General features: G+C 36.6%; 24 protein-coding genes and 1 pseudogene. 20 read left to right on the forward strand and 5 right to left on the reverse strand.

The genetic code is table 11. The features are described 5' to 3' along the window. Nucleotides 1–4 precede the first annotated feature (4 nt). The 6 genes from prpB to ABDZ84_RS02685 all read left to right on the forward strand — a co-directional run bounded on the left by prpB (nucleotide 5) and on the right by ABDZ84_RS02685 (nucleotide 5,194). Nucleotides 5–907 (forward strand): methylisocitrate lyase, encoded by a 903-nt coding sequence (gene prpB / locus ABDZ84_RS02660; RefSeq protein ID WP_026679968.1) that lies wholly within the window; start codon nucleotides 5–7, stop codon nucleotides 905–907. A gap of 545 nt (nucleotides 908–1,452) precedes the next feature. Next, nucleotides 1,453–2,268: a glutamine ABC transporter substrate-binding protein gene (locus ABDZ84_RS02665; protein ID WP_051388250.1), complete on the forward strand. Its 816-nt coding sequence runs from the start codon at nucleotides 1,453–1,455 to the stop codon at nucleotides 2,266–2,268. A gap of 82 nt (nucleotides 2,269–2,350) precedes the next feature. Next, nucleotides 2,351–3,013 carry an amino acid ABC transporter permease gene (locus ABDZ84_RS02670; protein ID WP_026679966.1) on the forward strand — a complete coding sequence of 221 codons (663 nt, stop codon included), beginning with the start codon at nucleotides 2,351–2,353 and terminating at the stop codon, nucleotides 3,011–3,013. Beyond that, nucleotides 3,010–3,732, forward strand: a complete 723-nt coding sequence (locus tag ABDZ84_RS02675; RefSeq protein ID WP_121604693.1) for an amino acid ABC transporter ATP-binding protein — start codon at nucleotides 3,010–3,012, stop codon at nucleotides 3,730–3,732. The genes ABDZ84_RS02670 and ABDZ84_RS02675 overlap by 4 nt, the downstream gene beginning before the upstream one ends. Nucleotides 3,733–4,247: 515 nt before the next feature. Continuing rightward, complete coding sequence (locus ABDZ84_RS02680; protein ID WP_121603986.1) at nucleotides 4,248–4,445, forward strand: hypothetical protein; 198 nt, start codon at nucleotides 4,248–4,250, stop codon at nucleotides 4,443–4,445. 476 nt (nucleotides 4,446–4,921) lie between these two features. Further along, on the forward strand, nucleotides 4,922–5,194 hold the full coding sequence (locus tag ABDZ84_RS02685) for a hypothetical protein (protein ID WP_343779913.1): 273 nt from the start codon (nucleotides 4,922–4,924) through the stop codon (nucleotides 5,192–5,194). An 8-nt stretch (nucleotides 5,195–5,202) separates the two neighbouring features. Here the strand turns inward: ABDZ84_RS02685 and ABDZ84_RS02690 are convergent, their stop codons facing one another. Next, entirely contained in the window at nucleotides 5,203–5,403 is a 201-nt protein-coding gene (locus ABDZ84_RS02690; RefSeq protein WP_034679208.1) for an aspartyl-phosphate phosphatase Spo0E family protein, read from the reverse strand. Between the two features lie 665 nt (nucleotides 5,404–6,068). Then, complete coding sequence (locus ABDZ84_RS02695; RefSeq protein ID WP_026681740.1) at nucleotides 6,069–6,710, reverse strand: NAD(P)-dependent oxidoreductase; 642 nt, start codon at nucleotides 6,708–6,710, stop codon at nucleotides 6,069–6,071. 197 nt (nucleotides 6,711–6,907) lie between these two features. Between ABDZ84_RS02695 and ABDZ84_RS02700 the strand changes: the two genes are divergently transcribed. From ABDZ84_RS02700 to ABDZ84_RS02720, 5 genes and pseudogenes are all read left to right on the forward strand, one after another. Beyond that, a complete protein-coding gene (locus ABDZ84_RS02700; RefSeq protein ID WP_026681739.1) occupies nucleotides 6,908–7,366 on the forward strand; it encodes an Rrf2 family transcriptional regulator in 459 nt (152 codons plus the stop codon). 782 nt (nucleotides 7,367–8,148) lie between these two features. After that, nucleotides 8,149–8,253, forward strand: a pseudogene (locus tag ABDZ84_RS02705) (IS200/IS605 family transposase); the annotation flags it as partial. A gap of 226 nt (nucleotides 8,254–8,479) precedes the next feature. Then, on the forward strand, nucleotides 8,480–8,953 hold the full coding sequence (locus tag ABDZ84_RS02710) for an isochorismatase (RefSeq protein ID WP_321133182.1): 474 nt from the start codon (nucleotides 8,480–8,482) through the stop codon (nucleotides 8,951–8,953). A 64-nt stretch (nucleotides 8,954–9,017) separates the two neighbouring features. Beyond that, nucleotides 9,018–10,052, forward strand: a complete 1,035-nt coding sequence (locus tag ABDZ84_RS02715) for a S66 family peptidase (protein WP_166530936.1) — start codon at nucleotides 9,018–9,020, stop codon at nucleotides 10,050–10,052. Between the two features lie 133 nt (nucleotides 10,053–10,185). Next, nucleotides 10,186–10,653: a hypothetical protein gene (locus ABDZ84_RS02720; RefSeq protein WP_343779920.1), complete on the forward strand. Its 468-nt coding sequence runs from the start codon at nucleotides 10,186–10,188 to the stop codon at nucleotides 10,651–10,653. A 195-nt stretch (nucleotides 10,654–10,848) separates the two neighbouring features. Here the strand turns inward: ABDZ84_RS02720 and ABDZ84_RS02725 are convergent, their stop codons facing one another. Beyond that, nucleotides 10,849–11,592, reverse strand: a complete 744-nt coding sequence (locus tag ABDZ84_RS02725; RefSeq protein WP_026681734.1) for an SDR family NAD(P)-dependent oxidoreductase — start codon at nucleotides 11,590–11,592, stop codon at nucleotides 10,849–10,851. A gap of 14 nt (nucleotides 11,593–11,606) precedes the next feature. Then, the gene (locus ABDZ84_RS02730) at nucleotides 11,607–12,359 is read right to left on the reverse strand and encodes an SDR family NAD(P)-dependent oxidoreductase (protein WP_205389647.1); all 753 of its coding nucleotides are present in this window, start codon (nucleotides 12,357–12,359) and stop codon (nucleotides 11,607–11,609) included. 405 nt (nucleotides 12,360–12,764) lie between these two features. On the opposite strand from ABDZ84_RS02730, the gene ABDZ84_RS02735 reads away from it, so the two are divergent. From ABDZ84_RS02735 to ABDZ84_RS02755, 5 genes are all read left to right on the forward strand, one after another. Further along, the gene (locus ABDZ84_RS02735) at nucleotides 12,765–14,225 is read left to right on the forward strand and encodes a LuxR C-terminal-related transcriptional regulator (protein WP_343779926.1); all 1,461 of its coding nucleotides are present in this window, start codon (nucleotides 12,765–12,767) and stop codon (nucleotides 14,223–14,225) included. Between the two features lie 47 nt (nucleotides 14,226–14,272). Continuing rightward, nucleotides 14,273–15,109, forward strand: coding sequence for a GNAT family N-acetyltransferase (locus tag ABDZ84_RS02740; protein ID WP_343779929.1), 837 nt, complete (start codon nucleotides 14,273–14,275; stop codon nucleotides 15,107–15,109). Nucleotides 15,110–15,189: 80 nt separating this feature from the next. After that, nucleotides 15,190–15,468 carry a GNAT family N-acetyltransferase gene (locus ABDZ84_RS02745; RefSeq protein ID WP_425519687.1) on the forward strand — a complete coding sequence of 93 codons (279 nt, stop codon included), beginning with the start codon at nucleotides 15,190–15,192 and terminating at the stop codon, nucleotides 15,466–15,468. 77 nt (nucleotides 15,469–15,545) lie between these two features. Next, on the forward strand, nucleotides 15,546–15,776 hold the full coding sequence (locus ABDZ84_RS02750; RefSeq protein ID WP_026682786.1) for an excisionase family DNA-binding protein: 231 nt from the start codon (nucleotides 15,546–15,548) through the stop codon (nucleotides 15,774–15,776). A gap of 509 nt (nucleotides 15,777–16,285) precedes the next feature. After that, nucleotides 16,286–17,491, forward strand: coding sequence for an N-acetylmuramoyl-L-alanine amidase family protein (locus ABDZ84_RS02755; protein ID WP_343779933.1), 1,206 nt, complete (start codon nucleotides 16,286–16,288; stop codon nucleotides 17,489–17,491). Nucleotides 17,492–17,889: 398 nt separating this feature from the next. On the opposite strand, the gene ABDZ84_RS02760 is transcribed toward ABDZ84_RS02755, so the two are convergent. Beyond that, entirely contained in the window at nucleotides 17,890–18,876 is a 987-nt protein-coding gene (locus tag ABDZ84_RS02760; protein WP_166530942.1) for a P1 family peptidase, read from the reverse strand. Between the two features lie 95 nt (nucleotides 18,877–18,971). Between ABDZ84_RS02760 and ABDZ84_RS02765 the strand changes: the two genes are divergently transcribed. The 4 genes from ABDZ84_RS02765 to ABDZ84_RS02780 all read left to right on the forward strand — a co-directional run bounded on the left by ABDZ84_RS02765 (nucleotide 18,972) and on the right by ABDZ84_RS02780 (nucleotide 23,775). Next, nucleotides 18,972–19,547: a peroxiredoxin family protein gene (locus ABDZ84_RS02765; protein WP_026682783.1), complete on the forward strand. Its 576-nt coding sequence runs from the start codon at nucleotides 18,972–18,974 to the stop codon at nucleotides 19,545–19,547. Between the two features lie 184 nt (nucleotides 19,548–19,731). Next, complete coding sequence (locus ABDZ84_RS02770) at nucleotides 19,732–20,853, forward strand: CdaR family transcriptional regulator (RefSeq protein ID WP_026682782.1); 1,122 nt, start codon at nucleotides 19,732–19,734, stop codon at nucleotides 20,851–20,853. 136 nt (nucleotides 20,854–20,989) lie between these two features. Continuing rightward, the gene (gene glcD, locus ABDZ84_RS02775) at nucleotides 20,990–22,402 is read left to right on the forward strand and encodes a glycolate oxidase subunit GlcD (protein WP_121604703.1); all 1,413 of its coding nucleotides are present in this window, start codon (nucleotides 20,990–20,992) and stop codon (nucleotides 22,400–22,402) included. Continuing rightward, nucleotides 22,402–23,775 (forward strand): (Fe-S)-binding protein, encoded by a 1,374-nt coding sequence (locus tag ABDZ84_RS02780; protein ID WP_051388448.1) that lies wholly within the window; start codon nucleotides 22,402–22,404, stop codon nucleotides 23,773–23,775. The genes glcD and ABDZ84_RS02780 overlap by 1 nt, the downstream gene beginning before the upstream one ends. Nucleotides 23,776–23,878 lie beyond the last annotated feature (103 nt).

Below are 23,878 nucleotides of genomic sequence, written 5' to 3' on the forward strand. Positions count from 1 at the left end.
ACGTATGGCATGGATTGTCGATCAACCAAAAACACAGATAGAACTTGCTAATCAATTCAAGGAATTGATGCAAGCAGAATCGATTTTACAAATTCCTGGAGCACATGATGCAATGGCAGCACTTGTTGCTAAAGATGCTGGCTTCTCTGCCTTATACTTATCAGGAGGAGCATATACAGCAAGTAAAGGATTACCTGATCTTGGTATGGTTACTTCCACAGAGATAGCGGATAGGGCACGAGACCTCATCCGTGCTACGAATTTACCTGTACTCGTTGATATTGATACAGGATTTGGTGGTGTGTTGAATGTTGCGCGAACTGCACAAGAAATGTTTGAGGCAAATGTAGCTGCAGTTCAAATTGAAGATCAACAGTTACCCAAAAAGTGTGGTCATTTAAATGGAAAACAGCTAGTAACCAAGGAAGAAATGGAACAGAAAATACAAGCGATTAAAAAGGTAGCACCATCTTTAGTAATTGTTGCAAGGACAGATGCGCGAGCAAATGAAGGATTGGATGCAGCAATTGAAAGAGCAGAGGCTTATATTCATGCAGGTGCAGATGCGATTTTCCCTGAGGCACTACAAACAGATGAAGAATTCCGCTTGTTTGCTGAAAGAATAAGTGTACCTTTATTAGCGAATATGACCGAGTTTGGGAAAACGCCTTATATAACAGCTGATGAGTTTCAGCGTATGGGCTTTAAGATGGTGATATATCCAGTTACTTCTTTAAGGGTGGCAGCAAAGGCATATGAACGTATCTTTCAATTAATTAAAGAAGAAGGAACACAAAAAGATGGTGTGAACGACATGCAAACAAGAAAGGAATTATATGAAACCATTTCATATCATGACTTTGAAGATTTAGATAAGAAAATCGCTAAAACTGTATTAGGAGAATAATGAAACAATAGAAAAGGCTATTTGACGTGTAATAATTACTCGTTGGATAGCCTTTCATTTTTAAAATATTGTATAGCTTATATGGGTAAATATAGGTTCTGTAATTATATAAAGCAATAGAGAATGATAGCTCGTCATACAAACACTAAGGGGATTTATCCCACATATAACTGGCAGTAATCCCCCCATTTTCAGCAATAAAATGAAGCCAATATGGGTAAGTGTCAATGGACTGCCAGTAAATATCCGATTGGTTCAAAGGCCTTTAGGTCATACCTTTGTGGTACGAACAATCAGTATGGGATAAGCAAACCACTAACTGATTGAAGTTTTACTTTATATACGTAGGTATGAATTTTTTAATGTATTGCAGTATTTGCAAGCTATTTCTACTATACATACGCATTTTCTGACTATTATCACGAGATGTTACATGAGGCGATTTCTTTCGACGTTATCCCTAAATTTAGAATTTTTTAAAAAATCTTATCTTTGATACTATGAATAAGTGGCAGTCATTTTTTACTAACTGAGGGGGATTATTCATGAATAGTAGCAGACTGAAGCAACTTAGCATCCTTTTCGTAATGCTAGGGATTATTAGTTTATTAGTAGCTTGTGGCTCTTCTGAAGGAGATGCAGAAAAAGAAGGCGATAGTTCTAAAAATGCTGATGAGAGTGGTTTAAAAGATACATATACAGTAGCAAGTGATACTTCGTTCGTGCCATTTGAATTTAAGGAAGATGGTGAATATGTAGGTTTTGATATTGAACTAATTAAGGCAATTGCTGATGAAGTTGGATTTGAAATAGAATTAGAAACAACCAATTTCGATGGTATTATCCCTGGTCTACAAACTGGTTCCTTTGATATTGCAGTCGCTGGTATTAGTATAAAGGAAGACCGAAAAAAGAAGGTTGACTTTAGTGATCCATACTATCAGTCAGGTTTAGCAATTGGGGTCAGCAGTGATAATGATTCCATAAAAAGTATGGAAGACCTTGAGGGGAAAACTATAGCAACTAGACTTGGTTCTACTAGTGCTACGTATATTAATGAAAATATTAAAAATGCGAAGGCAAGTCAATTTGAACAGTTAGACCAAGCATATTTGGCGGTAGAAAATGGTAGTGCGGATGCTATTTTATATGATGCACCAAATGTTAATTATTATATCAAGACAAAGGGAGATAACCTAAAGGTTGTAGGTGATCTTTACCAAGCAGAAGATTATGGTATCGCTATTTCTAAAGGACAGGGAGAGTTAGTTACAGCGATTAATGATGCACTTGCAACGCTGAAGGAAAATGGGAAATACGATGAAATTTATGAAAAATGGTTCGGTAAAAAGCCAGAATAACTAAACAAAGAAGTAGAGAAAAACTAAGGCTTATACTTCGCTGTAGGTCTTAGTTTTTCTCTGACAGTGAGGTGAGACGAAGGTGGCAGTTGAATTTAATTGGCTTCAAGTAATCGACTTTCTCCCGGAATTAGTTACAGGGTTATATTATACATTATTGATTTCTGTTGTTGGTTTAGCCATTGGTTTTATATTGGGTGGGGTATTCGGTCTAGGTAGAATAGCTAATAATAAGGTTATAAAGGGGATATCTACTGTATATGTGGAAATCATTCGAGGTACGCCGGTATTAGTACAGGCTATTTGGATTTATTTTGCGCTTCCACTAATTATCGGATTTGAAATTGAATCTATCATTGCCGGTATTATTGTAATTGCCCTAAATTCAGGTGCATATATTGCAGAAATTGTCAGAGGTGCTGTGCAATCAATTGATAGAGGGCAGGCAGAGGCAGGACGTTCTCTCGGCTTAAATCATAGTCAAACAATGCGTTATATTATCTGGCCTCAGGCTTTCAAACGAATGATCCCACCATTAGGAAACCAATTTATTATTAGTATAAAGGATACGTCGCTCCTATCCGTCATTCTAGTTCCAGAATTAATTTTTCAAGGGAGACTGATCGCTGCGAATCATTTTAATGCCGTAGAGATATACACTACAGTTGCTGTATTTTATCTTGCTATTACACTTACATTATCCTTTATTCTAAGAGTCATTGAAAGGAGACTAGATATTCAATGATTGAGGTAAAAGATTTGCATAAAAGCTTTGGCAAAAACAAAGTATTAAAAGGGATCAATTGTGAAATCCAACCATCTGAGGTCGTCTGTGTAATTGGACCAAGTGGATCAGGAAAAAGCACCTTCCTTCGTTGTCTAAATATGCTTGAGTCAATAACGAAAGGGGACGTTATCGTTGATGGTAACCACTTAAATGACCCAAAGGTAAACATAAATCTGGTACGTACGGAAGTAGGAATGGTTTTCCAGCAATTTAATCTATTCCCTCATAAAAAAGTTATTGAGAACTTAATGCTTGCTCCTTGTAAAGTACGGCATTTAAGTACAAAAGAAGCAAGGAATCGAGCAATGAAGCTATTAGAGAAGGTTGGTTTAGCTGATAAGGCTGACCAATATCCACAGCAGTTATCTGGTGGGCAGCAACAGCGGGTTGCGATTGCTCGGGCACTAGCAATGGAGCCAAAAATGATGCTATTTGACGAACCAACTTCTGCATTAGACCCTGAATTGGTGGGAGAAGTACTAGAAGTTATGAAACAACTTGCTAAAGAAGGAATGACGATGTTCGTCGTAACACATGAAATGGGATTCGCTAGAGAAGTTGGTGATCGTGTTATCTTTATGGATGATGGTGTTATTGTCGAAGAAGGAGAACCAGACCAAATCTTTACCAATCCTCAATCTGATCGAACGAAGGAATTTTTAAATAAAATATTGTAGCATGAAAAACGTATTGAGTATTACTCAGTACGTTTTTCTCGTAGTCTAGGAAAAATTATAAAATTATCCCATGTAGATAAATATGAGCGTGTAAAGCCGCGTCAAGCGCAAGCGTCCAGAAGCTAGGCGACTTCACAGATCGCCCTAAGCTAAATTATCATCGGCTCGCAAGCTCACCGTAATTCCTTTATCTTCGTTGACTCGCTCCAGTCGCTCCGTTTCTAATCAGGCGCTTGCGCTTTTGTTCAAAGATAAGAAAGTATAAAATCAGTGCAATGACTGCGTTAAGCCAAGTAGTTATTTTGAAATGTTTGATGTCTATTGGCAATGCTCCGACTAATTACTTCGCTTTCCGCGGGCACGGCCTCAACTAACTTTGCAAAGAAGAACACGTTGCAAAGTGGATTTTCGGCTCGCGCAATTCCCGCAGGAGTCTACGTAATTCGTCTCCGCTATGAGAAGGTGCAACAATTCTTGTCATATTTTTACAATGGGTAAAGTGAAAATCGTTATCCGTGAGTATAAAAGCAGCTGTGTTACTTCATGCTAGCGTTGTAGAGCCTGATAATAGCGAAGGCCGGCTACTTCAACTCCTGTGGGAAATGTTTGACCTGAAGATCCACTTTTTTGAGCGGGTTTTGCTAAAAAAGTTAGCTGAAGGACAAACCCCACGGAAAGGGAAGTGGGCAGCCGGAATGGTAGTCAAGCAGTAGCTATTATTCCATAATAGCTACTAGAGGAAGCGTAAATCTGAGCATTTAGTGATAAGGACTGAGCGAATTTTGCTCCGTTTTTCTTATTAATAAATAATTTGACTCCGGCAGGAACAGCACGAGTCCGAAGCTCCCTTGGTAACGTGTTTTTATTTATCGAGTTAGCTGAGACCGTGCCCGCGGAAAGCGCGTATATTTTCACGGTGCGGCGATGACCCTCCTATTAATAACATGATTATTCGTATTTTGAGTGTTTTGTCCCATCCTCTCTATCTCACAGATAACTGGCAGTAATATCCCTACTTCAAGCAATTAAGTGAAATCAATATTGATAAGTGGGGGATAACAATCCCCCAACTGATTGAAGCTTTAGTTTATCACACCAAGATAGGACGCAATGCTTAACTCAAGCTCTAGAGCATATATTTATGTGAATCGGATAAGCTAAAAGAAATATCTAAGTGGAGTTGATAAATTTGAAGTTTACTGGTCAGCTTATTTCTGGTGATTTAGATATAGAAACAAATGAATTTGAGTGGAAGCAGTTTAAACAGTTATCTATGGAATCTGTTCTCACCGAATATCAATTGAACAAGCTGCATGATTATTTGAATCAAACCAATAATGAAACTGGTCAAGTATTAACGCTATATGATCAAATGCCAATCTATTTAAAACAAAAGGATGTTAACCAGATTTTAGATGATTTAGAAAAGATTCGATCTATGTATACTACAGGGAATGAATGAAAAGTCATTCAGTTCATTCCTACAACTAACCCGACAAGATATAATTTTTTCATGCTTGTTTGCATATTTAAAAGGGAATCGAGCTGTTGGCTGCAACGGATGGTTCTGCTATCTGTTAATCCATACTTTAAACCAAGCTCAATCATCTCTCTTTTCTTACTATCAATTCTCTTACTTAAATTAGTAGATTTTGATTCAATAATTTCCATCTTCTTAAATCTTCCTTTCATCATTAACAAATTGTTAGGGCGTAAGTCTCAAACACACAAAAATAAGTATGATTATTTCCGTGATAAAATGCAATAGATTCAACAAAGAAAGTCAAAAGGTTGTGAAATTCGACAGTGTTTACACGCATTTTGGCCCACAGCAAATGAAAAATAGTTAAGAAAACAAAGGGTATTATGTACCATAATTACAATAAAATACCTTATATAGAAATAATAGGAGTATATTTTAAATGTAAGAGTATATTTTTAAAAAATAAAAATGATGGTCCGTACAACTAAGCTCTCTGTAGTGGCTGGTAAGCCCCCTCGCGTTGACACTATCTGGGTTTAACAATGTCTTTTTATGATAGGATAAGGTAACCTTCGGCAGCGATAATATCGTACGCAGAAAAAAGTGTTCTTTTTTCAAAGGAGGCTACGTATATTACCGGAGATAGCGAAGTGTATTGTTCTCCATCAGAATGGACAGAGTTTTTAGTTTATGTCCTCTATACCATCTTCTAGATTTATATATAGATGACATGATTTAGATAAGATCTTTTCAACTGTTTACGTTCCCCCTTTTTATCCCACATATAAATGGAGCTGTTTTGTTTATTGATGGACAAAACAGCTCCACGTTCCGATCGTAATTGAGTTTATCTTTATTTAGCTTCTCCTACTACTGTAAAACGCTCATTTTTATGTTGAGGATTTTCGATTTCATCCACTACACTAATTGCATAGTCTGCATAGCTAATGTAACTTTCGCCTTTATTATTTAGCATCAGCGTGTCTTTCCCTAATCGGTATGAACCAGTCCGTTGACCTTCTGGATCAAAGATGGCAGCAGGGCTAATATAGGTCCATTGAATCCCCGCTGTATTTTGTAGTTCTTTAAGGTTTTCTCCCATATTTGAAGCAGTAGGAAGGTATGCTTTCGGAAAATCAGGGGTATCTAATAAGAGCGTACTTTTATTTTCATCAGCAAATAAGCTTCCAGCTCCCCCAACCACTATTAATCGTGTATGTGGTGCTTGCTTTAGTGCGTTTATTAATACTCTACCAGCATCAATATGCTGGTGCTCCTCACCATGAGGTGCATTAAATGCATTAACTATGACATCATAAGGCTTTATATCTTCCGTTTTTATATCAAAAATATTTTTCTCGATTACGTTCACTGTATCATTCGATACTTTTTTAGCATCTCTTACGATTGCTGTTACATCGTGGTTTCTTTTTACGGCCTCCTTTAAAATAAGGCTTCCGGATTTACCGCTAGCACCAATAATTCCAATCTTCATTTATAACAACCTCCAGGAATGATTATTTGTAACTATTTATGTTACATGTAATAATATAAGTTACAAGTTTATTGTTGTCAAGCGTTAATAGCTTATTTTAATTATTTTTCCTATTAGGTTTAACGATTGTAACTCTTTTTATTACAACTTTGATCATATATAATTATAATAAATATCTATTAAAGGAATGAAACACTATGTCTATTAGTAGTCGCTTTGCTGTTGGTATTCATATATTATCTCTACTTGGAATTAACCAGGAAGATGTTAATACATCTGAATATATAGCTAAAAGTGTGAATACGAATCCCGTCGTTATAAGAAAAATTATAGGTATGCTTAAGAAAGCTCAGTTAGTAAACGTTCGCCCAGGTGTGGCTGGTGCCGAACTAGCCAAGGATTTATCTGATATCACCTTACTTGATGTATACAAGGCGGTTAATGTGGTCCAAGAAAAAGATTTATTTGGAAGACATGAAAGTCCAAACCCTTCCTGTCTTGTTGGAAGAAATATTCAAACGGCTATTGAGCCATTATTTTCATCCGCGCAGCGTGCATTAGAAAAGTCATTGGAAAATGTTACGATTCAGGATGTAGTTTCAGATATTTTAAAGCAGGAAGAATCCGTTGCTGGTCAAAATCAACGTGAGTGCTAACCAATAATCAGGTTACATTAAGGGTGAACATAGCAACGAGGAGGCGTAGAAAATGTCTCCCATATATAACTGGCAGTAAGCCCCCTGCCAGTTATATGTCCGATTGTTCAAAGGTCTCTTTAGGTCATATCCTTGTGGCATGAACAATAAGTGGGGGATAAACAAAACCCCCAACTGATTGAAGTTTCACTATATATTCAAACAGAACGGTTATTAATCCGTGTTTTTTGACAGGAAGACTGGCAAGCTGTTTACGCATATACTTCAAATGAGCAGGTTATGAAAAATATTTAACTGAAGGCGTTTTTAAAGTAAAGGATTCGAAAGTGGTGTCGCGGGTAAAGAGGCTAAGACAAAAGAATGAAGAAACAATAAAAAACGAACGGTAAGTTTAAATTGGAATAATTAATTTAGTACCTGAAATAGGCGAGACTCCGGCAGGAACAGCACGAGTCCAAAGATCCACTTGGTAACGTGTTTTTCTTTACCAAGTTAGCTGAGGCCGTACCCACGGAAAGCGAGTATAGTTTCACGGTGCGGCGATAATACTCCTATTGATAATATGATTATTCATTTTGAGTAAAGACGTTGTGTTTTGTCCCAGCCTTTTTTTATTACTTCTTTAAAATCCAAAGGCTCTGCCTGAGTAAAAATGAACTTTGTAGGGTTGTAAAAGAAAAATCTCCAAAGGTTATAATAGAAAATGGTCGCTAACGAGAGGAGATCAACTCTTGTTGAGTAACATTATTTATCACAACACAATGTGAAATGGTAAGTACCATATCGTGTTTATTCTAAAGTATAGACAAAAAGTTATATACGGAAAGTTACGAAGAGATATAAGTCCAATTTTACGAAGATTATGTGAAATGAAAGATGTAGAAATTCGATCATCGATCATTTATCTCACCTTCCTGTGTATTGAATTATATAGAAGATTAAAAGAAAATACAGACTAATATTGAAATTATTAAAATGTTATAATGAAGATGAACAAGCTATCTTACATGAAATAAAATCAGAAAAATACTAATTTACACAAAATTATTTTAGGGATTAGAGATTGTGTAGAAGCATCGTTCTGTTATTTATATAAGGAAAGGAATGAGGTTATTGATCGAACTATCGGAAAGTTATCAAAAAAGGCCAATTCGTTTTCTAGAATTATGGGAGATCAACGATTGGAAAATTAAAATGTATGGCATTTCCTATAAAAATGATCTCCCAAGTCATGACTTAATTAGCAAGGCTAAAGAAATAGCACAGCAAAGCTTGCCTGTTCCTGCAATTACTGAAAATCGGTATGGAGCTGGTTTTGTCGGCGTTCACGATGGCAAGGATGCTAATTTTATATTTGTCGATTGGTGGTCAAATGAAAATGAGCTTCAACATCATGTATACATATCTACCAAGGAGGAGCCAAATATGTTTAAAGAATATACTAATACAAGCTTAATTGCGTGCTGTTGGGATCTTAAGCTAATGAGCTTTGAGAGGGATAGCTGGGTGGGTACGGTTCTGAATCATCCATCAGGTCAACCTAGTGTGGAGGAATATTTACAGAAGCAATTAAATGTTGATATATAAAAAAGTCTCGTGCAGCAATACATACGAAAGGTAACTTTCTCAGAAAAGTCAGGGTGGTGGTTTTATGTTAAAAAAGCCAGAAATGTTAAAAAAGGGAGATCGTATTGCTACTATAAGTCCGAGTTGGGGAGGTGCTGGTGATCCAGAATTAAGACGCCGTTATGAGCAGGGAGTCAAACGTTTGGAAGATGTATTTGGTTTAGAAGTGGTGGCTATGCCTAATAGCCTAAAAGGTTCAGATTATGTATATAAAAATCCCCAAGCCCGTGCTAATGATATAATGACAGCATTTAAGGATAAGTCAATTAAAGCAATTATTGCCAACATTGGTGGAGATGATAGTATTCGATTGCTTCCCTTTATTGATTTTGACGTAATGAAAAATAATCCAAAGATTTTACTAGGATATTCAGATGTTACAATCCTACATTTGTTCTGTTATAAAGCAGGAATAACATCATTCTATGGTCCAGCGATTTTAACTGATTTTGCCGAAAATGTAGAAATGCACGCGTATACTGTTGAATCTATTAAACAAACGTTATTTTCACGAGAGCCTATAGGTGAAATTAAGCCAGCTAAAGCATGGACGAGTGAATATTTAGATTGGGCAGTTGAATCCAATAATCAGATACAAAGAACAATGCAACATAATAATGGATATGAATTGCTTCAAGGCTCTGAAGTGGTGTCTGGTAGATTAATTGGAGGGTGTATAGAAGTTTTGGAGATTGCAAAAGGAACAGAGCTCTGGCCTGCTAAGAAGGACTGGGAAGATAGTATTATATTCTTCGAAACTTCTGAGGTCAAGTCATCCCCAGATCTCTTGAAATCTTGGTTACGCAACTATGCGGCACAGGGTATTTTGCAGGCTGCTAACGGAATCGTTTTTGGGAAACCAAAAGATGAAGCTTATTTTGCAGAATATAAAGAAGTTATTCAGTTAGTCATGCAAGAGTATCAATTAGAAGATTTACCTATCCTTTATAACTTGAATTTTGGTCATACGGAACCCAAAATCGTTCTACCGTATGGGGCGATGGCTGAAATTAATTGTGATCGTCAAACATTCACCATTCTGGAAAGTGGTGTGAAATAGCATCTTTAAGAGTAACGTAAAACAAGTTCAAGATGTAATAAAAATTGATGAACGGCATTTCTTCGTCCCATTTATTACAGAAAATCAAACGTATTCAGGAAGTTACTGGGAATGGAAAAGAAATCAATGGAAATTGAATTGGGTTAAGATTAATCTCCGACCACGTGTGTTAAAAATAGAGGAGAATAATCCCGAAACGTATTATTTTGTATGGAATTTAGATCCTCGTGACCAAGTGGCAGCATTGGATTTTTTTCTGAAGAAAAAACGAGGCTATTCTGGAACTAATTATCATCCAGCCATACAGATGAAGGATGAAATATCGCTTGATACGTCTTCTTATGGTATACGTAAATTGCCAAATGATTGGAAAAGCATGATTGAGGAAATAAAAACATTCGAAGCGACTAAAGCGACGAATACATTTAATAGATTTATTTTCGAGCATCATCTAAGATTTGGCTGGGTTCCATATGATAATCATCATAAAGTGACAGATATTACTTATTCGCTCAATGGATCTGGATATTCTGTAAATAATGAAGAAAATTTTGAGCGTATGTTTCATTTTTCGTTAACAGATTTAGAAATTGCCCACTAAAAGACTCGTCATTGCTGGACTGGTAGTAACTAGTATGTAAAATAGAAACGGCACTGGCCCTTAGACTAATCCATACTATAATTGGCGTGTGAAACTCATATGGAAGTCTGACATAGCTAGTTGTGCTTTTAAAGCAGTTTTTGGGACAGGTCGTTTCTATGAATATTCTAAAAAGCATTGTTAATTATTTTTAGCTTATTGCGCAGTATAGCCACCGTCTACTAATAGAGTTGTTCCAGCAATAAATGAGGCATCGTCACTTGCTAAAAACAACACGGATTTAGCAACTTCTTCTGCTTTACCCAGTCTTCCCATTGGATGGAGACTAACAAGATGGTCCTTTACTTCTGGCGAAGATTTGGCGATTAATGGAGTATCAATGTACCCTGGGCAAATAGCATTAACACGTATGCCTTCTTTGGCGTAAGCAATACCTAATGTTTGGGTAAGTAGTTTTACACCACCTTTTGCTGCGGAATAGGCGGTTACACTATCCTTCCCTACGAAGCTGTGAATGGACCCGCTATTTACAATAACTCCACCATCCTCCTGCTGCCGCATTTGCTCAATGGCGTATTTATCGGAAAGATAAACGCCTGATAAATTAATATCAATTGTTTTTTTCCACTTATCGTAGGATAGCTCATGGATATTTGCGTCATTCGCAATTCCAGCATTTGCAAACATAATGTCCACTCTGCCAAAATGTCGTACCGTTTGATTAATCATATTTTTTGTATGTTCCTCGTTGGAAACATCGGTTTTTATAAAGATGGTTTCATATCCTTTTTGATTCAGCTCATCCGAGATTTCTTGACCATGGTCTGAAAAGTCCGCTATTGCTACTTTAGCACCTTCCTGTACAAATAATCGCACAGTTGCTTCTCCAATACCGCTAGCGCCACCAGTAATAATTGCTATTTTTTCTGCTAATTTCATTTGAAAAACTCCTTTTAGTTTACTGTTGCTCCACCATCAATTACAAACTCAGCTCCTGTTGAGAAGGAAGCATCATCTGAAGCAAGAAATAGCACCATTTTAGCTACTTCTTCAGGTTTTCCCATTCTTCCAAGTGGATAGGTTTTGTCTAATTCTTCTTTGGAATGACCAGTTTGTTCAGATGCATAGTTAGCCATTGCTGTCTCAATATAACCGGGATGGATAGAATTTACGCGCACTCCAGTATTTGCATACTCCATAGCAATATCCTTCGTCATTATACGTACAGCACCTTTGCTAGCTCCATATAGAACATGGCCTGGCGCACCGATAAGCCCTGCTACAGAGGAAGCATTAATGACAGACCCACTTTTTTGTTTTGCCATTACTGGAACAGCATGTTTCATACCCAAGAATACACCAGTAACGTTAATCGACATAAGACGGTTCCATTCTTCTAATTCAGTTTCTACAAGTGGTTTAATAATATAGATGCCAGCATTATTAAATAACACATCAATTGTGCTGAAATGGTTTATAGTTTCATTAATTACTTGCTTCCAATCCTCTTCATTACTTACATCATGCTTAATGAAAATCCCTTCCGAACCTAACGCTTTTATTTCGTCTACTGTTTTTCTACCAGATTCTTCGTTAATATCTGTGATGACTAATTTCGCCCCTTCGTTAGCAAACAATAGGGCTGTCTTCTTACCAATTCCAGTTCCTCCTCCTGTAATGATGGCTACTTTATTCTCTAGCTTCATCACGATCGTCCTTTCTAGTTATATGAATAGGGTTTTATTATTGTTAGTAATGTATACATTACTAGTTATCTAAAGACACCTCCTTAAGAAGGGATACAAATAAAACTATAGGATGATTAGTTTAAAATTTGTACTTTCTAAATTATTTTTCTTATAATAATGGTGATTCCGTAACTCCATGATGATGTATTACGGCATTCAAGTTTTGTGACTATTTCTCGTAATTCTTTTCTTAGTATAGATAATCGACTGGTGTTCATGCGTATTTATCGAAAATGGTATACGTACGTTATATAAATTGTATATGGCATATGAAAAAAGGAATATCCTATGAATAGAGGGAAAATAGTCATAAAATACCGTTCAAATATAGGAAGTTTTGGTATAAAGGGGGTTAGAATAGAATTGACACAGCATGCTCATTTCATTCCAGAAATATCCAATGAGGATTTTAAACGATTTATCAGGACACATAAGCAACAATTGCAGGGGAATATGAACATTCATCTTCAATTAGATTCATTACTTACCAATTACGAACAAGAAGTAATAGGAATACTTGCAAATTCTTTCTTTGAAACAATTACAGGTTCCGATCAATTAAAAACAAAACTGGCGTTTCATCAATTATTAAGCATCTGGATACAACGTCATATTTCTGTATTATCTGTAAAACGGCTACATGCATTTTATTTCATTTTGGAGAAGGCATTTGTAAATTTATACGATGAAACGAAAGATGAACAGTTATTATCGGGAATATTATTCTTATCATCAACCTTTTCTAAGTTATTTCAAATATATGCCTCTGCAAACAATCGTAGTCGTGATAGACGTGACCTAATCCCACATGATTTTCAAATATTAATAACATCTTATTTAGCAAGCTATCCTATTGATGAACTATATTTACTACAAAATCAACAAGCCGTTTCACCGATTGTGAGCAGCTGGAAGCGGTCTGAAGTTGATGGTAATCTTCATTTTATACCAGACGCTTTTCAAACATCATTAAGCCCAGGTTTTCTCGATCAATTGCCGTGCTTTCCATTAGCTGATGGAGCACTGTATATAAAAGGGTCACTCGGGTTCACTATTCAAGAACAATCGTCAATTGCTAATTATATTTCCCAAATAAGTAATTTGATTACAAAGTATGATCGACAGGAGAAAGCAATTACGAAAAAATTACTTACATTAGATAGATTTAATACGATTTTATTAGATTGTGTAGGTGTAGATGATCTCGCTTATATCATGAAGCAATGTGAAGAATTACTACACTATAATCGATGTGTATTCTATGCCTACATCCCTTGGTCTAAAGAATTTAAGGGGATAGTCGGTTCAGAATTATCAAAGGTTCAAGGATTTAAAGGCCCACTTTATCCGAATCAACTATTTGATCAGATACGTATTACCAAGAAACCAATGTTTATTAAAGACCCTGCTCTTTCCATTAATAAAGAAACCATTGAACTGTTTGAGCTTTCATCTTTAATTATTGTGCCAGTGTACTACGAGCATGAAATGTTAGGCTGGATTACCCTCGATCAGATAGGAAAAGAATTTGAAGTAGCTAAAGATGAGCTTGAGCTACTTGAAGAAATAGGAAAGCGAATTGGGCATTTTATTCAAAAGCACGAGGGCCAGGTACATCCACTTTACGGCATTCAACTAACAGAACGTGAATTAAACATTTTAACCCTATTAGCTGAGGGCTATGACAATAGACAAATGGGGGAAAACTTACATCTTAGTGAACACACAGTTAGAGACTATGTCAGTAGTCTTATGGGGAAACTAAAGGCAAGGAATCGCACCCAAGTTGTTTCAACTGGCTTCCGTCTAGGTCTCTTAAAATAATACAAGGAATAATATGATTTAGGGAAGAGGGTAGGATGGGAATGCGAATGACAGATAGAATGCAAACGATAATAGAATGTGCAGAAGAAGAAGCGGCAAAAACGGATAAACAAACAGTGTCCATTCTTCATTTATTAATCGCTTTTTTGAAGCAAGACGCTAGTTTTTTGGCTGAGCTTTCCTATTGGAGCTCCATTAGTATTGAAGAATTGCGTTGTGTGGATAACAACGTTCAAACCTTTGATTATAGGCAAATGTCAAGTCCATACTTTTCTATACCTGTTGAAAAAGATGTAACAATTGTTTTTGCTTCCGCTATTGGATATATGCAAAAATTCAATCAAATATATTTGAACGAGGGTCATTTACTCAAAGCTTTGTTAAGAACAGATCAAGTGGACAAGCTACTGACGGATGATGATAAGTTTATGATGATAAGCTTAGGAGCTACAGCAAGAGATATGATTACCCATCTTGGTAATTATTCATTTCCAAATATTCCATCTTCATTCGGGATTCGACGTGTATATCATACAGATAGGAATAAGCTTGTATCATTTGTCTATGATCACTTTTCGCGGGAATGGTCATTAACAATTGAAAGGGCTTTCGTTGAAGGGAAAGATACGATCTATGTTGCTACTGATTCGCAACGTAACTATGTGGGATTTGCTGCCTTTGACATCTTTCAAAATAAAAAGAACTATTTTGGTCCAATGGGAGTAAAGTTAGACTTAAGAGGAAACGGAATTGGATTTGGTTTATTACACCATTGCTTACGAGATATGAAAGAAATTGGTTATGAATATGCAATACTTGGTGGGGCAGGCCCGATTGAATTTTATGAAAAGGCATGTAAAGCAGTCATTATTCCCATATTTTAAAGAAGATTACTCCAAACTGAATAGTTTTTTTAGTTATTATTAAAACTATCTTTACAAATTCATTTTAGAGGAGCGGTTGAATAATGGCAGCTGTAAAAAAAGGAGATCATAAATTTTATATTGGAGATGATGAACAAAATCCAGAAGCCGAAATTACGTTTGATACTTCCGATGAAGGGCATATAATCATTACTCATACCAAAGTATCGGAAGAATTACGTGGCCAAGGCGTTGCAGGGAAATTAGTTGATGAAGTGGTTAAATTTGCACGGAGAGAAGAAAAAAAGATTAAACCTGCTTGCTCCTATGCGAAAAACAAAATGGAAAGAACTCCAGAATATCGTGATATCTTGGTATAATAATCGGGGATGGGTTTAATAGTACGTGTTAGAGGTGAGTTACGTTTCCAAAATGATGAAGAAAGGAATGGAGGATGATGTATCTAACCATACCGGAAACGGCGGAGTTTTTGTCTATGGAGGAAACAAAGATTAACGCGCTTGTTCTACAAGGTAGAATACGTGCTGTTCATGATGGTGAACAGTTTCTGATTAATAAAGAGCAATTTCATACACATTTAGAGCAGGTGGAAAAATACCGTAAAATGATTTTAGATTATTTGAATGAGCCAATTCCTGAAGATATAGATGTTAAGGATGAGGATTAGAAAAAAAGCGATAAAAAAACCCGTATTACACATTTACAGTGATACGGGTTTTTTATATGTGGATTGATCCACTAACCATCAGTGGGGGATAAAGAAAACGCTCACCAACTGATGGAAAGTTCACTCTATGCTTAACATGAAACTTATGAACTAATCTGAGTCATTTTGTCTAAAATTGTAGATTTTGGTAGACAAAGCACATAAAATAAATTAATATGAAGATAATAATTTTAGTATATTCAGATTATTAGGTAAATAGTCCTTATTTAACTAAGTCATTTGCTTCAGTAACGATACGATGCTAGCCTAAGGAATCTATTTACAAATAAGTAGGGAGGTTAGAGAGTGAAGACAACGTAGAAATAAGCTATAAACAGTAAATGTCTTCCTTTAGCACACACGTAAATTCTTTTTAATTTCTAGTAAATTTTGGCGGATGATGTTGTATCTTTGCTATAATCTAGTAATGAAAACTAACTACAGGAAAAATGAAGGAGGCTTTTTATTTAATGAAGCGGCTCATAACAGTGAGTATAAGTATGGTAATCATTCTTTTTATTAATTTATTCGAATTACCTGTTAGCGCCCAAGATGCCGAGATGTATGAGGTAGGATCAGCTAATTTAAATGTAAGGTCGTCTCCTAATCATCAAGCACCAATAATAGGTAAGCTAGATAAAGGTGATAGAGTAAAAGTTTATAAGGAGTCTTTTGGTTGGGTACAAACGTATTATGGTGGTCAAGAGGCATGGGTTGCTTCACAATATTTATTTAAACCAAGCTCGTCAACGAAAGCGGCAGGCTATACGCAAAAAAATCTACCGAAAGCACAGAATGCAGCAACTTTAACGAGTAAAGATAAGGTATTTGCTGCAGGGACATCTAATCTAAATGTAAGATCTGGTCCTGCTCACGATGCACCGATAATAGGGCAATTACAAAACGGCGATAAAGTTAGAGTATACAAGGAATTCTTTGGCTGGGTACAAACGTATTATGATGGACAAGAAGCATGGGTAGCTTCACAATATTTATTTGAGGTCAACGAAACAAATCAAACGCAGGTGTCTAAGAAAACTAGCAAAAAAAATACAGAAAATACCCAAGCGGAAAAAGTGGAATCCACGAAGAAAGATGAACAGAAGAAAAGAGAAGCTAATACTGCTAGTACTGGATCCCTTCAAGGATATAATATTGTAATTGACCCTGGACATGGAGGGAAAGATCCGGGTTCCCTAGGCGTAAACGGTGTGTTCGAAAAAGATATAATTATGCGCACTGCCGATCACGTGGAGCAAAAGCTGCGTCAAGCCGGTGCTACGGTTATTCTGACACGCAATAGTGATTATTACATTTCTCTGAACGAGCGAGTGAGATTAAGTAATTTATATCATACACATGCATTTATTAGTCTACATTACAATGCCCATCCCTTAATGAGAATGAATGGAATTGAAACATACTACCATTCGGGTGAAAAAAACCGTGATTTAGCTAGCAATATTCAAGGTTCGCTGGAGCAAAATGTATCTTTGCAAGGTCGTGGAATTAAAGAAAGTAACTTCTATGTTTTACGTAAAAATCGTTTTCCAAGCGTATTAGTAGAATTAGGGTTCATTACTAATCCAGGTGATTTATCTATGGCACAATCTGAAGACTATCAAAATACGGTTGCAAACAGTATCGTAGAAGGCTTGATGAATTACTTTAATTAAAGAAAGAGACTAAGATAAAAGAATGAAAAAACAATAAAAAACGAATGATAATTAGGTGAAATTAATTATCGTTCGTTTTTTGATTAGAATCATTCATTTAGCACCTGAAATAAGCGAGACTCCGGCGGGAACAGCACAAGTCCGAAGATCCACGTGGTAACGTGTTTTTCTTTGCCAAGTTAGCTGTGGCCTTGCCCGCGGAAAGCGAATATATTTTCACGGTGCGGCGATGATCCTCCTATTGATAACATGATTATTCGTATTTTGAGTAAAGAAGTTGTGTTTTTTCCCAGCCTCTTTCATGTTAACAAGTTAATTCGTGAAGCTAATTAAATCAGTAATTAAATTTCTATTAACATACCAGCGCTGAAATAAATCTATCGCTAGCAAGTACTAGCTTAGAAAGGTGCCTTTTCAATGACCCTTCCTTTTCTTCCTCTCGTAGTATCTGCTTTTTTTAATGAACGAATAACACCTTCCTCAATCACTTCGACTACTGCTTGAAATAACTGATTCATAATAGGATGATCATCACGGAGATACGTCATGGCGTCGTTCATCGTACTTCGTTTATGCTCATATGTATGTGCTGTGGAAAAGGCGATTGCAATGTCGCCACTACCATTATCCAAATGACTACCAGTTCTTCCTAGTCCTGCAGCACATCGTTTGGCTAGCCGTTTCAGTTGCCTATGATACATAGGAGCATCCGTTGCAATCACCATCATAATCGATCCATCTGGTGTGTCTAAGTATATTTTATCCCAAGCAGCAAATAAAGCATCTTCTCGCTTTCCAAAATTACTTACAACAAGACAGCCGACAGTATACTTTTCATTCAGGTGGGTAACGATTCGCGATGCAGTGCCGATACCGCCTTTATAGCCGAAACATACCATTCCTTTTCCAGCACCTACTGCGCCCTCTTTTACTGGATGTATAGTTGCATTTCTAATGGCTTGGATGGCATGTTCTGGTTGAATTGCCGGGTATCGTGCTGTATGTAAATAACTATCATTGCATTCGCCAACGACCAGATTAATGGAACTAGTAGTATCTCCTATTTCTTTTGTTGTTTCAAGCATATATTGCAGCGTTCCTTGCCAAACAGAACCGACACTAAACGTATTTGTTAGCATAATTGGTGATTCTAATAAACCGAGCTCCTCCAGTTGAACAAGACCAGTTGTTTTACCAAAACCATTTAATACAGCGCTGCCAGCATGTGTTTTTTTTCGAAATAGATTACCACTGTGTGGCAATATAGCGGTTACACCAGTACAAATGGTTTGCTCCTCATTTAATTTTTCATATCGTGTTACATGGCCTACATGAACATCATGTACATCGGTAATACAGTTGTTTATCCCTTTTTGTAGTTTCATGAATAATTACTCCTTTTTTAAAGTATTATAGCAAAGTATGTTCTCCTAGCGTATGTGGAATAATAGTCCTAAATAGTATGTCAAGGAGGGCATTTATGAAGCGAGTGACGCTATACCTACCATTGTTGGTAGCTATAATTACCATTATTTATATGCTGTATATTATCGTAGAACAACCATCTACTACCAACGATACAAAGCAGGAAAGTGTGTCTGTTAGTAGTGATAACAGTCCAAGTGATATCGATGAAGGGCTTCAAGTAGGGAAACTAGCACCAGATTTTACGTTAAAAGGTCTAGATGGTAAGAAATATCGTTTATCAGATTTTCGTGGAAAAAAAGTAATGTTAAATTTCTGGGCATCATGGTGTCCACCATGTCGTGATGAAATGCCAGCAATGCAACGCTTCTATCAAGACAAAGATGTCGTATTACTTGCTGTTAATTTAACAAGTACAGAGCGGAAAAAAAGTGATGTTACTAACTTTATAAAGCAATATAAGCTGACGTTTCCAATCTTATTGGATGAAGCAGCAGAAGTCAGTGACAGATATCAAATCAAACCAATACCGACTACGTACTTAATTGATTCCAAAGGGCATATTCAATATAAAGCCTTCGGAGCAATGAGCTATGAGTTAATGATTCAGGAATTTCAGAAGTTAGAATAACATTTGGTGTTCTATAATCCAATCCGTTTACATGCCATACCGGTGAAAACCAACATTTATCGTTGTTCTGTTTTTGGTTGATTTACACTTTTGTCACCGCCTCGTAAATGAGTATTTCTTTTCTATGCGATCATAATAGTGATAGAATAGATGAAATAACTAAGCGAATTAGTAGGTGAAGCTATTGGACAATGTTCTATTTCATACAGATCAAATATATAATGCGATCGTACGAGAAATTAATCGTTTAATAGATGAACAGGTTATATTGACAAATGAGCAAGGTGTAATCGTTGCAAGTACAAACTCGGATCGTATTGGTAGTTTTCATGAGGGCTCCTATCTTGCTATGAAAAACAAGGAAAAGATGATTATGACAGATGACGATGTAAAGCGACTACGAGGAGTCCGCCCTGGTGTTGTACTACCTATTATTATTGAAGATAAACCGATGGGAGTTTTAGGAATAACTGGCGAACCTAGTGTTGTAGAACCATATGCAATGCTCGTACAAAAGGTTACTGAATTATTTATTCATGACTCCGTTGCTCGAATTAATCAGGAAAGTAAAACACGTGATTTGGAATTTTTTATTTTTGATTGGCTTAACCATACAGGGGATTTTTCACAATTATTAGAGCGAAGCGACTTTCTTCATATTGATATGTTTTCCTATGATCAGGTTGTTGTTTTTAAGTGTGATTATCTAAAAATAAATCTGACGTATAACCAACTTGAAATGGTAAAGAAATTATGGAGTTCAACGATAAACGCATTATTTATTCGCTGGGGACAAGAAAAAATTGTTATGCTGCTGGAAGCGGTAGAAAAGGATAGGCTAACTGAAAAGCTGCTCTCATTTATTACTCATATAAAAAAGGAAATGGATATTCAGCTATATGCAGGCGTTGGCAATAAAAACGATTCAAAAAGATTATCTTACTCGTTCCAGCAGGCGAATAAATCTAGTGAATATGCTAATTCTAAACATCCCGTTGTTTTTGAAGCAGATCTACGTTTTGAGATGTTGACACATGAATTATCCGCAGAGACAAAAGATCAGTTTGTCCTACGTTCAATAGGAGCGTTAATTCAAGAGGAAGAATTAATGCAAACACTATCAAGTTGGTTCGAGAATAATATGGCAGTGCAATTAACAGCAGATAAATTACATATTCATAAAAACACACTGCACTATCGTTTAAATCGAATTGCGGATGTAACAAAATTAAATGTGAGAAATGTAGACGATTTAATGCTTTTATATATAAGTCATCGATTTTATAATGAAAAAAGGAAAACATAACTAAAATGTGTTAAACTTTTTGTTCATATGTATAAAGGAATTCGCTTACTAAGAAAAATATTTGTGCAATCGCACATATATTTTTCTTTTATTATTTCATAAAATAGAAGTATGATGACAAATTAGGAGAATGTATATGTTACATATGAATGTAAAAGAAAAACTGGTTTCCATTGTTGGAGTGGAAAATGTGGAAGATAATAATGCTAGCTTATTAGCTTATTCCTACGATTCTACTGCAAGATATCAAGCACTTCCTGATGCTATGGTCGCTCCGCGTAATAAACAGGAGGTAGCGGCAGTTGTCAAGCTCTGTAACGAGTATAAAATCCCAATTGTACCACGTGGTTCAGGAACGAATTTATGTGCAGGTACAACCCCAACAGAGGGGGGAATCGTTTTGATATTCAAGCACATGAATCAGATCTTAGAGATTGATCAAGAAAATTTAACGATGACCGTTCAACCAGGTGTTTATACAAAAGAAATTTTGGAGGCAGCCATAGAAGTTGGATTGTTTTATCCACCCGATCCTGGTTCGATGCATATTTCTCAGATTGGTGGCAATATTAGTGAGAATTCCGGTGGTCTTCGTGGACTCAAATATGGGGTAACGAGAGATTATGTTCTTGGTCTAGAGGTTGTGCTCCCTAACGGTGAAATCATTCGAACAGGTGGAAAGCTAGCTAAGGATGTTGCTGGCTATGACTTAACCAGATTATATATAGGTGCTGAAGGAACGCTTGGTGTCATTACGGAAGCGATCCTGAAATTAATACCACAACCCGAGACAAAAAAGACAATGCTTGCACTTTATGAGGATTTAGAAGCTGCTGCAGAAACGGTTTCCGCGATTATTGCTAACCGAATTATTCCTGCAACGTTGGAATTTCTTGATCAAGCAACAGTTCAGGTAGTTGAGGATTTTGCAAAAATTGGGTTACCAACAGAAGCAAAAGCCGTTTTGTTAATTGAACAAGATGGTGCAGCAGAAGTAGTTGCTCGCGACATGGAGAAAATAGAAGCGTTATGTAAGGAAAATCGAGCGTTTGATGTTCAGGTAGCAAGGACTAATGAGGAAGCAGATCAATTAACTGCTGCAAGGAGATCAGCTTTATCAGCTTTGTCACGATTAAAGCCAACCACCATATTAGAGGATGCAACAGTCCCGCGTTCAGAAATTGCAGAAATGGTAAAAGCAATCGGTAAAATAGCAGAAAAATATCAATTAAACATCTGTACATTCGGTCACGCAGGAGATGGGAATTTACACCCGACGTGCTTAACGGATGCTCGAAATGAAGAAGAAATCGAATTAGTTGAAAAAGCATTTGCGGAAATCTTTCAAAAAGCAGTGGATCTTGGTGGGACAATTACTGGTGAGCATGGAGTAGGTATGATGAAGCTTCCATATTTACATTTGAAGGCTGGTGAGCATGGAGTGGAAGCGATGCGTAGCATTAAAAAAGCGATTGATCCAAATATGATTATGAATCCGGGTAAAATGTTTGAGGCCACTGAAAGAAAAAGAGTGGTGGTTGAACAATGATGGATAAACAGGAAAAAAAGCAAATTCAGTCAGCATTCAAAGAAAAAATGGATTACGATGAATTAATGAATTGTACCAGGTGTGGTTTCTGTTTACCAACTTGTCCAACGTATATTGAAACGGGAAGAAATGAGGTCCATTCACCTAGAGGTAGGATTGCATTAATGAAGGGGCTTGTAGATGGTGTTATTGAGCCGAGTGAAGAAGTAAAGCAATCCATTGATATGTGTCTTGGTTGTAGGGCATGTGAACCAGTTTGTCCTTCTGGTGTGAATTTTGGTAGATTGTTAGAGCAAGCTAGGGATGCGATTTATCAAAATAAAAAACAAACCGTACCTGAAAAAGTTATGAAGGGTATCTTTTTTAAAGGTATTTTTCCACATCAAAATCGAATGGTAGGGCTAACGGGATTATTGAGTTTTTATCAGAGGTCAGGTGCGCAGAAGCTAGCACAGGCAACAGGTATAATGAAGCTATTTCCTGAAAGTATGCGTACAATGGAAAAGGTGTTGCCAAAAGTTCCGAAAAAAAGTGAAATGAAGGCTCGACCACGCCACTTACAGCCACTAGTAAAGGAACGAAAGAAGAAAGTTGCCTTTTTCTCTGGTTGTTTAATGGATACAATGTTTATGCGCACAAATGATGCCACCGTAAAATTGTTACAGTATGCAGGTTGTGAAATTGTCGTTCCTGATACGCAAGCATGCTGTGGTGCTCTACATGGTCATAGTGGGGAATTGAAACAAGCAAAAGAAATGGCAAAACGTAATATTCAGGCATTTGAAGTAGCGGGTGTTGATTTTATTATTACCAATGCGGGAGGCTGTGGTGCCTTTTTAGTAGAATATGATCATCTCCTAAAGGATGATCCTGTATGGAGTGAACGTGCGAAAAGTTTTTGTGCTAAGATTAAAGATATAACAAGTATATTAATTGAATTAGATTTTCATAAACAACCGCTTGCGCTTGAGAAAAAAATTATTACCTATCAAGACTCTTGCCATCTGAAAAATGGACAAAAGACGTTTATGGAGCCTAGACAATTACTTGAGTCTATCGAAGGTGTTCGGTATGTAGAAATGAAGGATGCAAGCCGATGCTGCGGTTCAGCAGGTATCTACAATATTGTACAATCGGAAATGTCTATGCAAATTTTAGATTACAAAATGGAGCAGGTACAGAAAACAGAGGCAAAAATGATTGTTACTGCTAATCCAGGTTGTTTATTGCAGATGAAGCTTGGGATTGAGCGTGAAGGATTATCTGATGAAATGCAAGCTGTGCATATCGTTGATTTACTACTTGAAGCATATGAGAATGCGAATGCTACAAACGAATCAAGTAATCAACAATTTTTAGCTATGCAGACATAAGAACAAAAGTGCTAGCGCCAAATTAGAAACGTAATGACTGGAGCGAGCTAAAGGAGATAAAATATCTCCTAGACTACAAAAAAGGAGCTGTCACTTCAAAAAG

Source organism: Virgibacillus salarius, assembly GCF_039521925.1.
GTDB classification, from domain to species: Bacteria; Bacillota; Bacilli; order Bacillales; family Amphibacillaceae; genus Virgibacillus; species Virgibacillus salarius.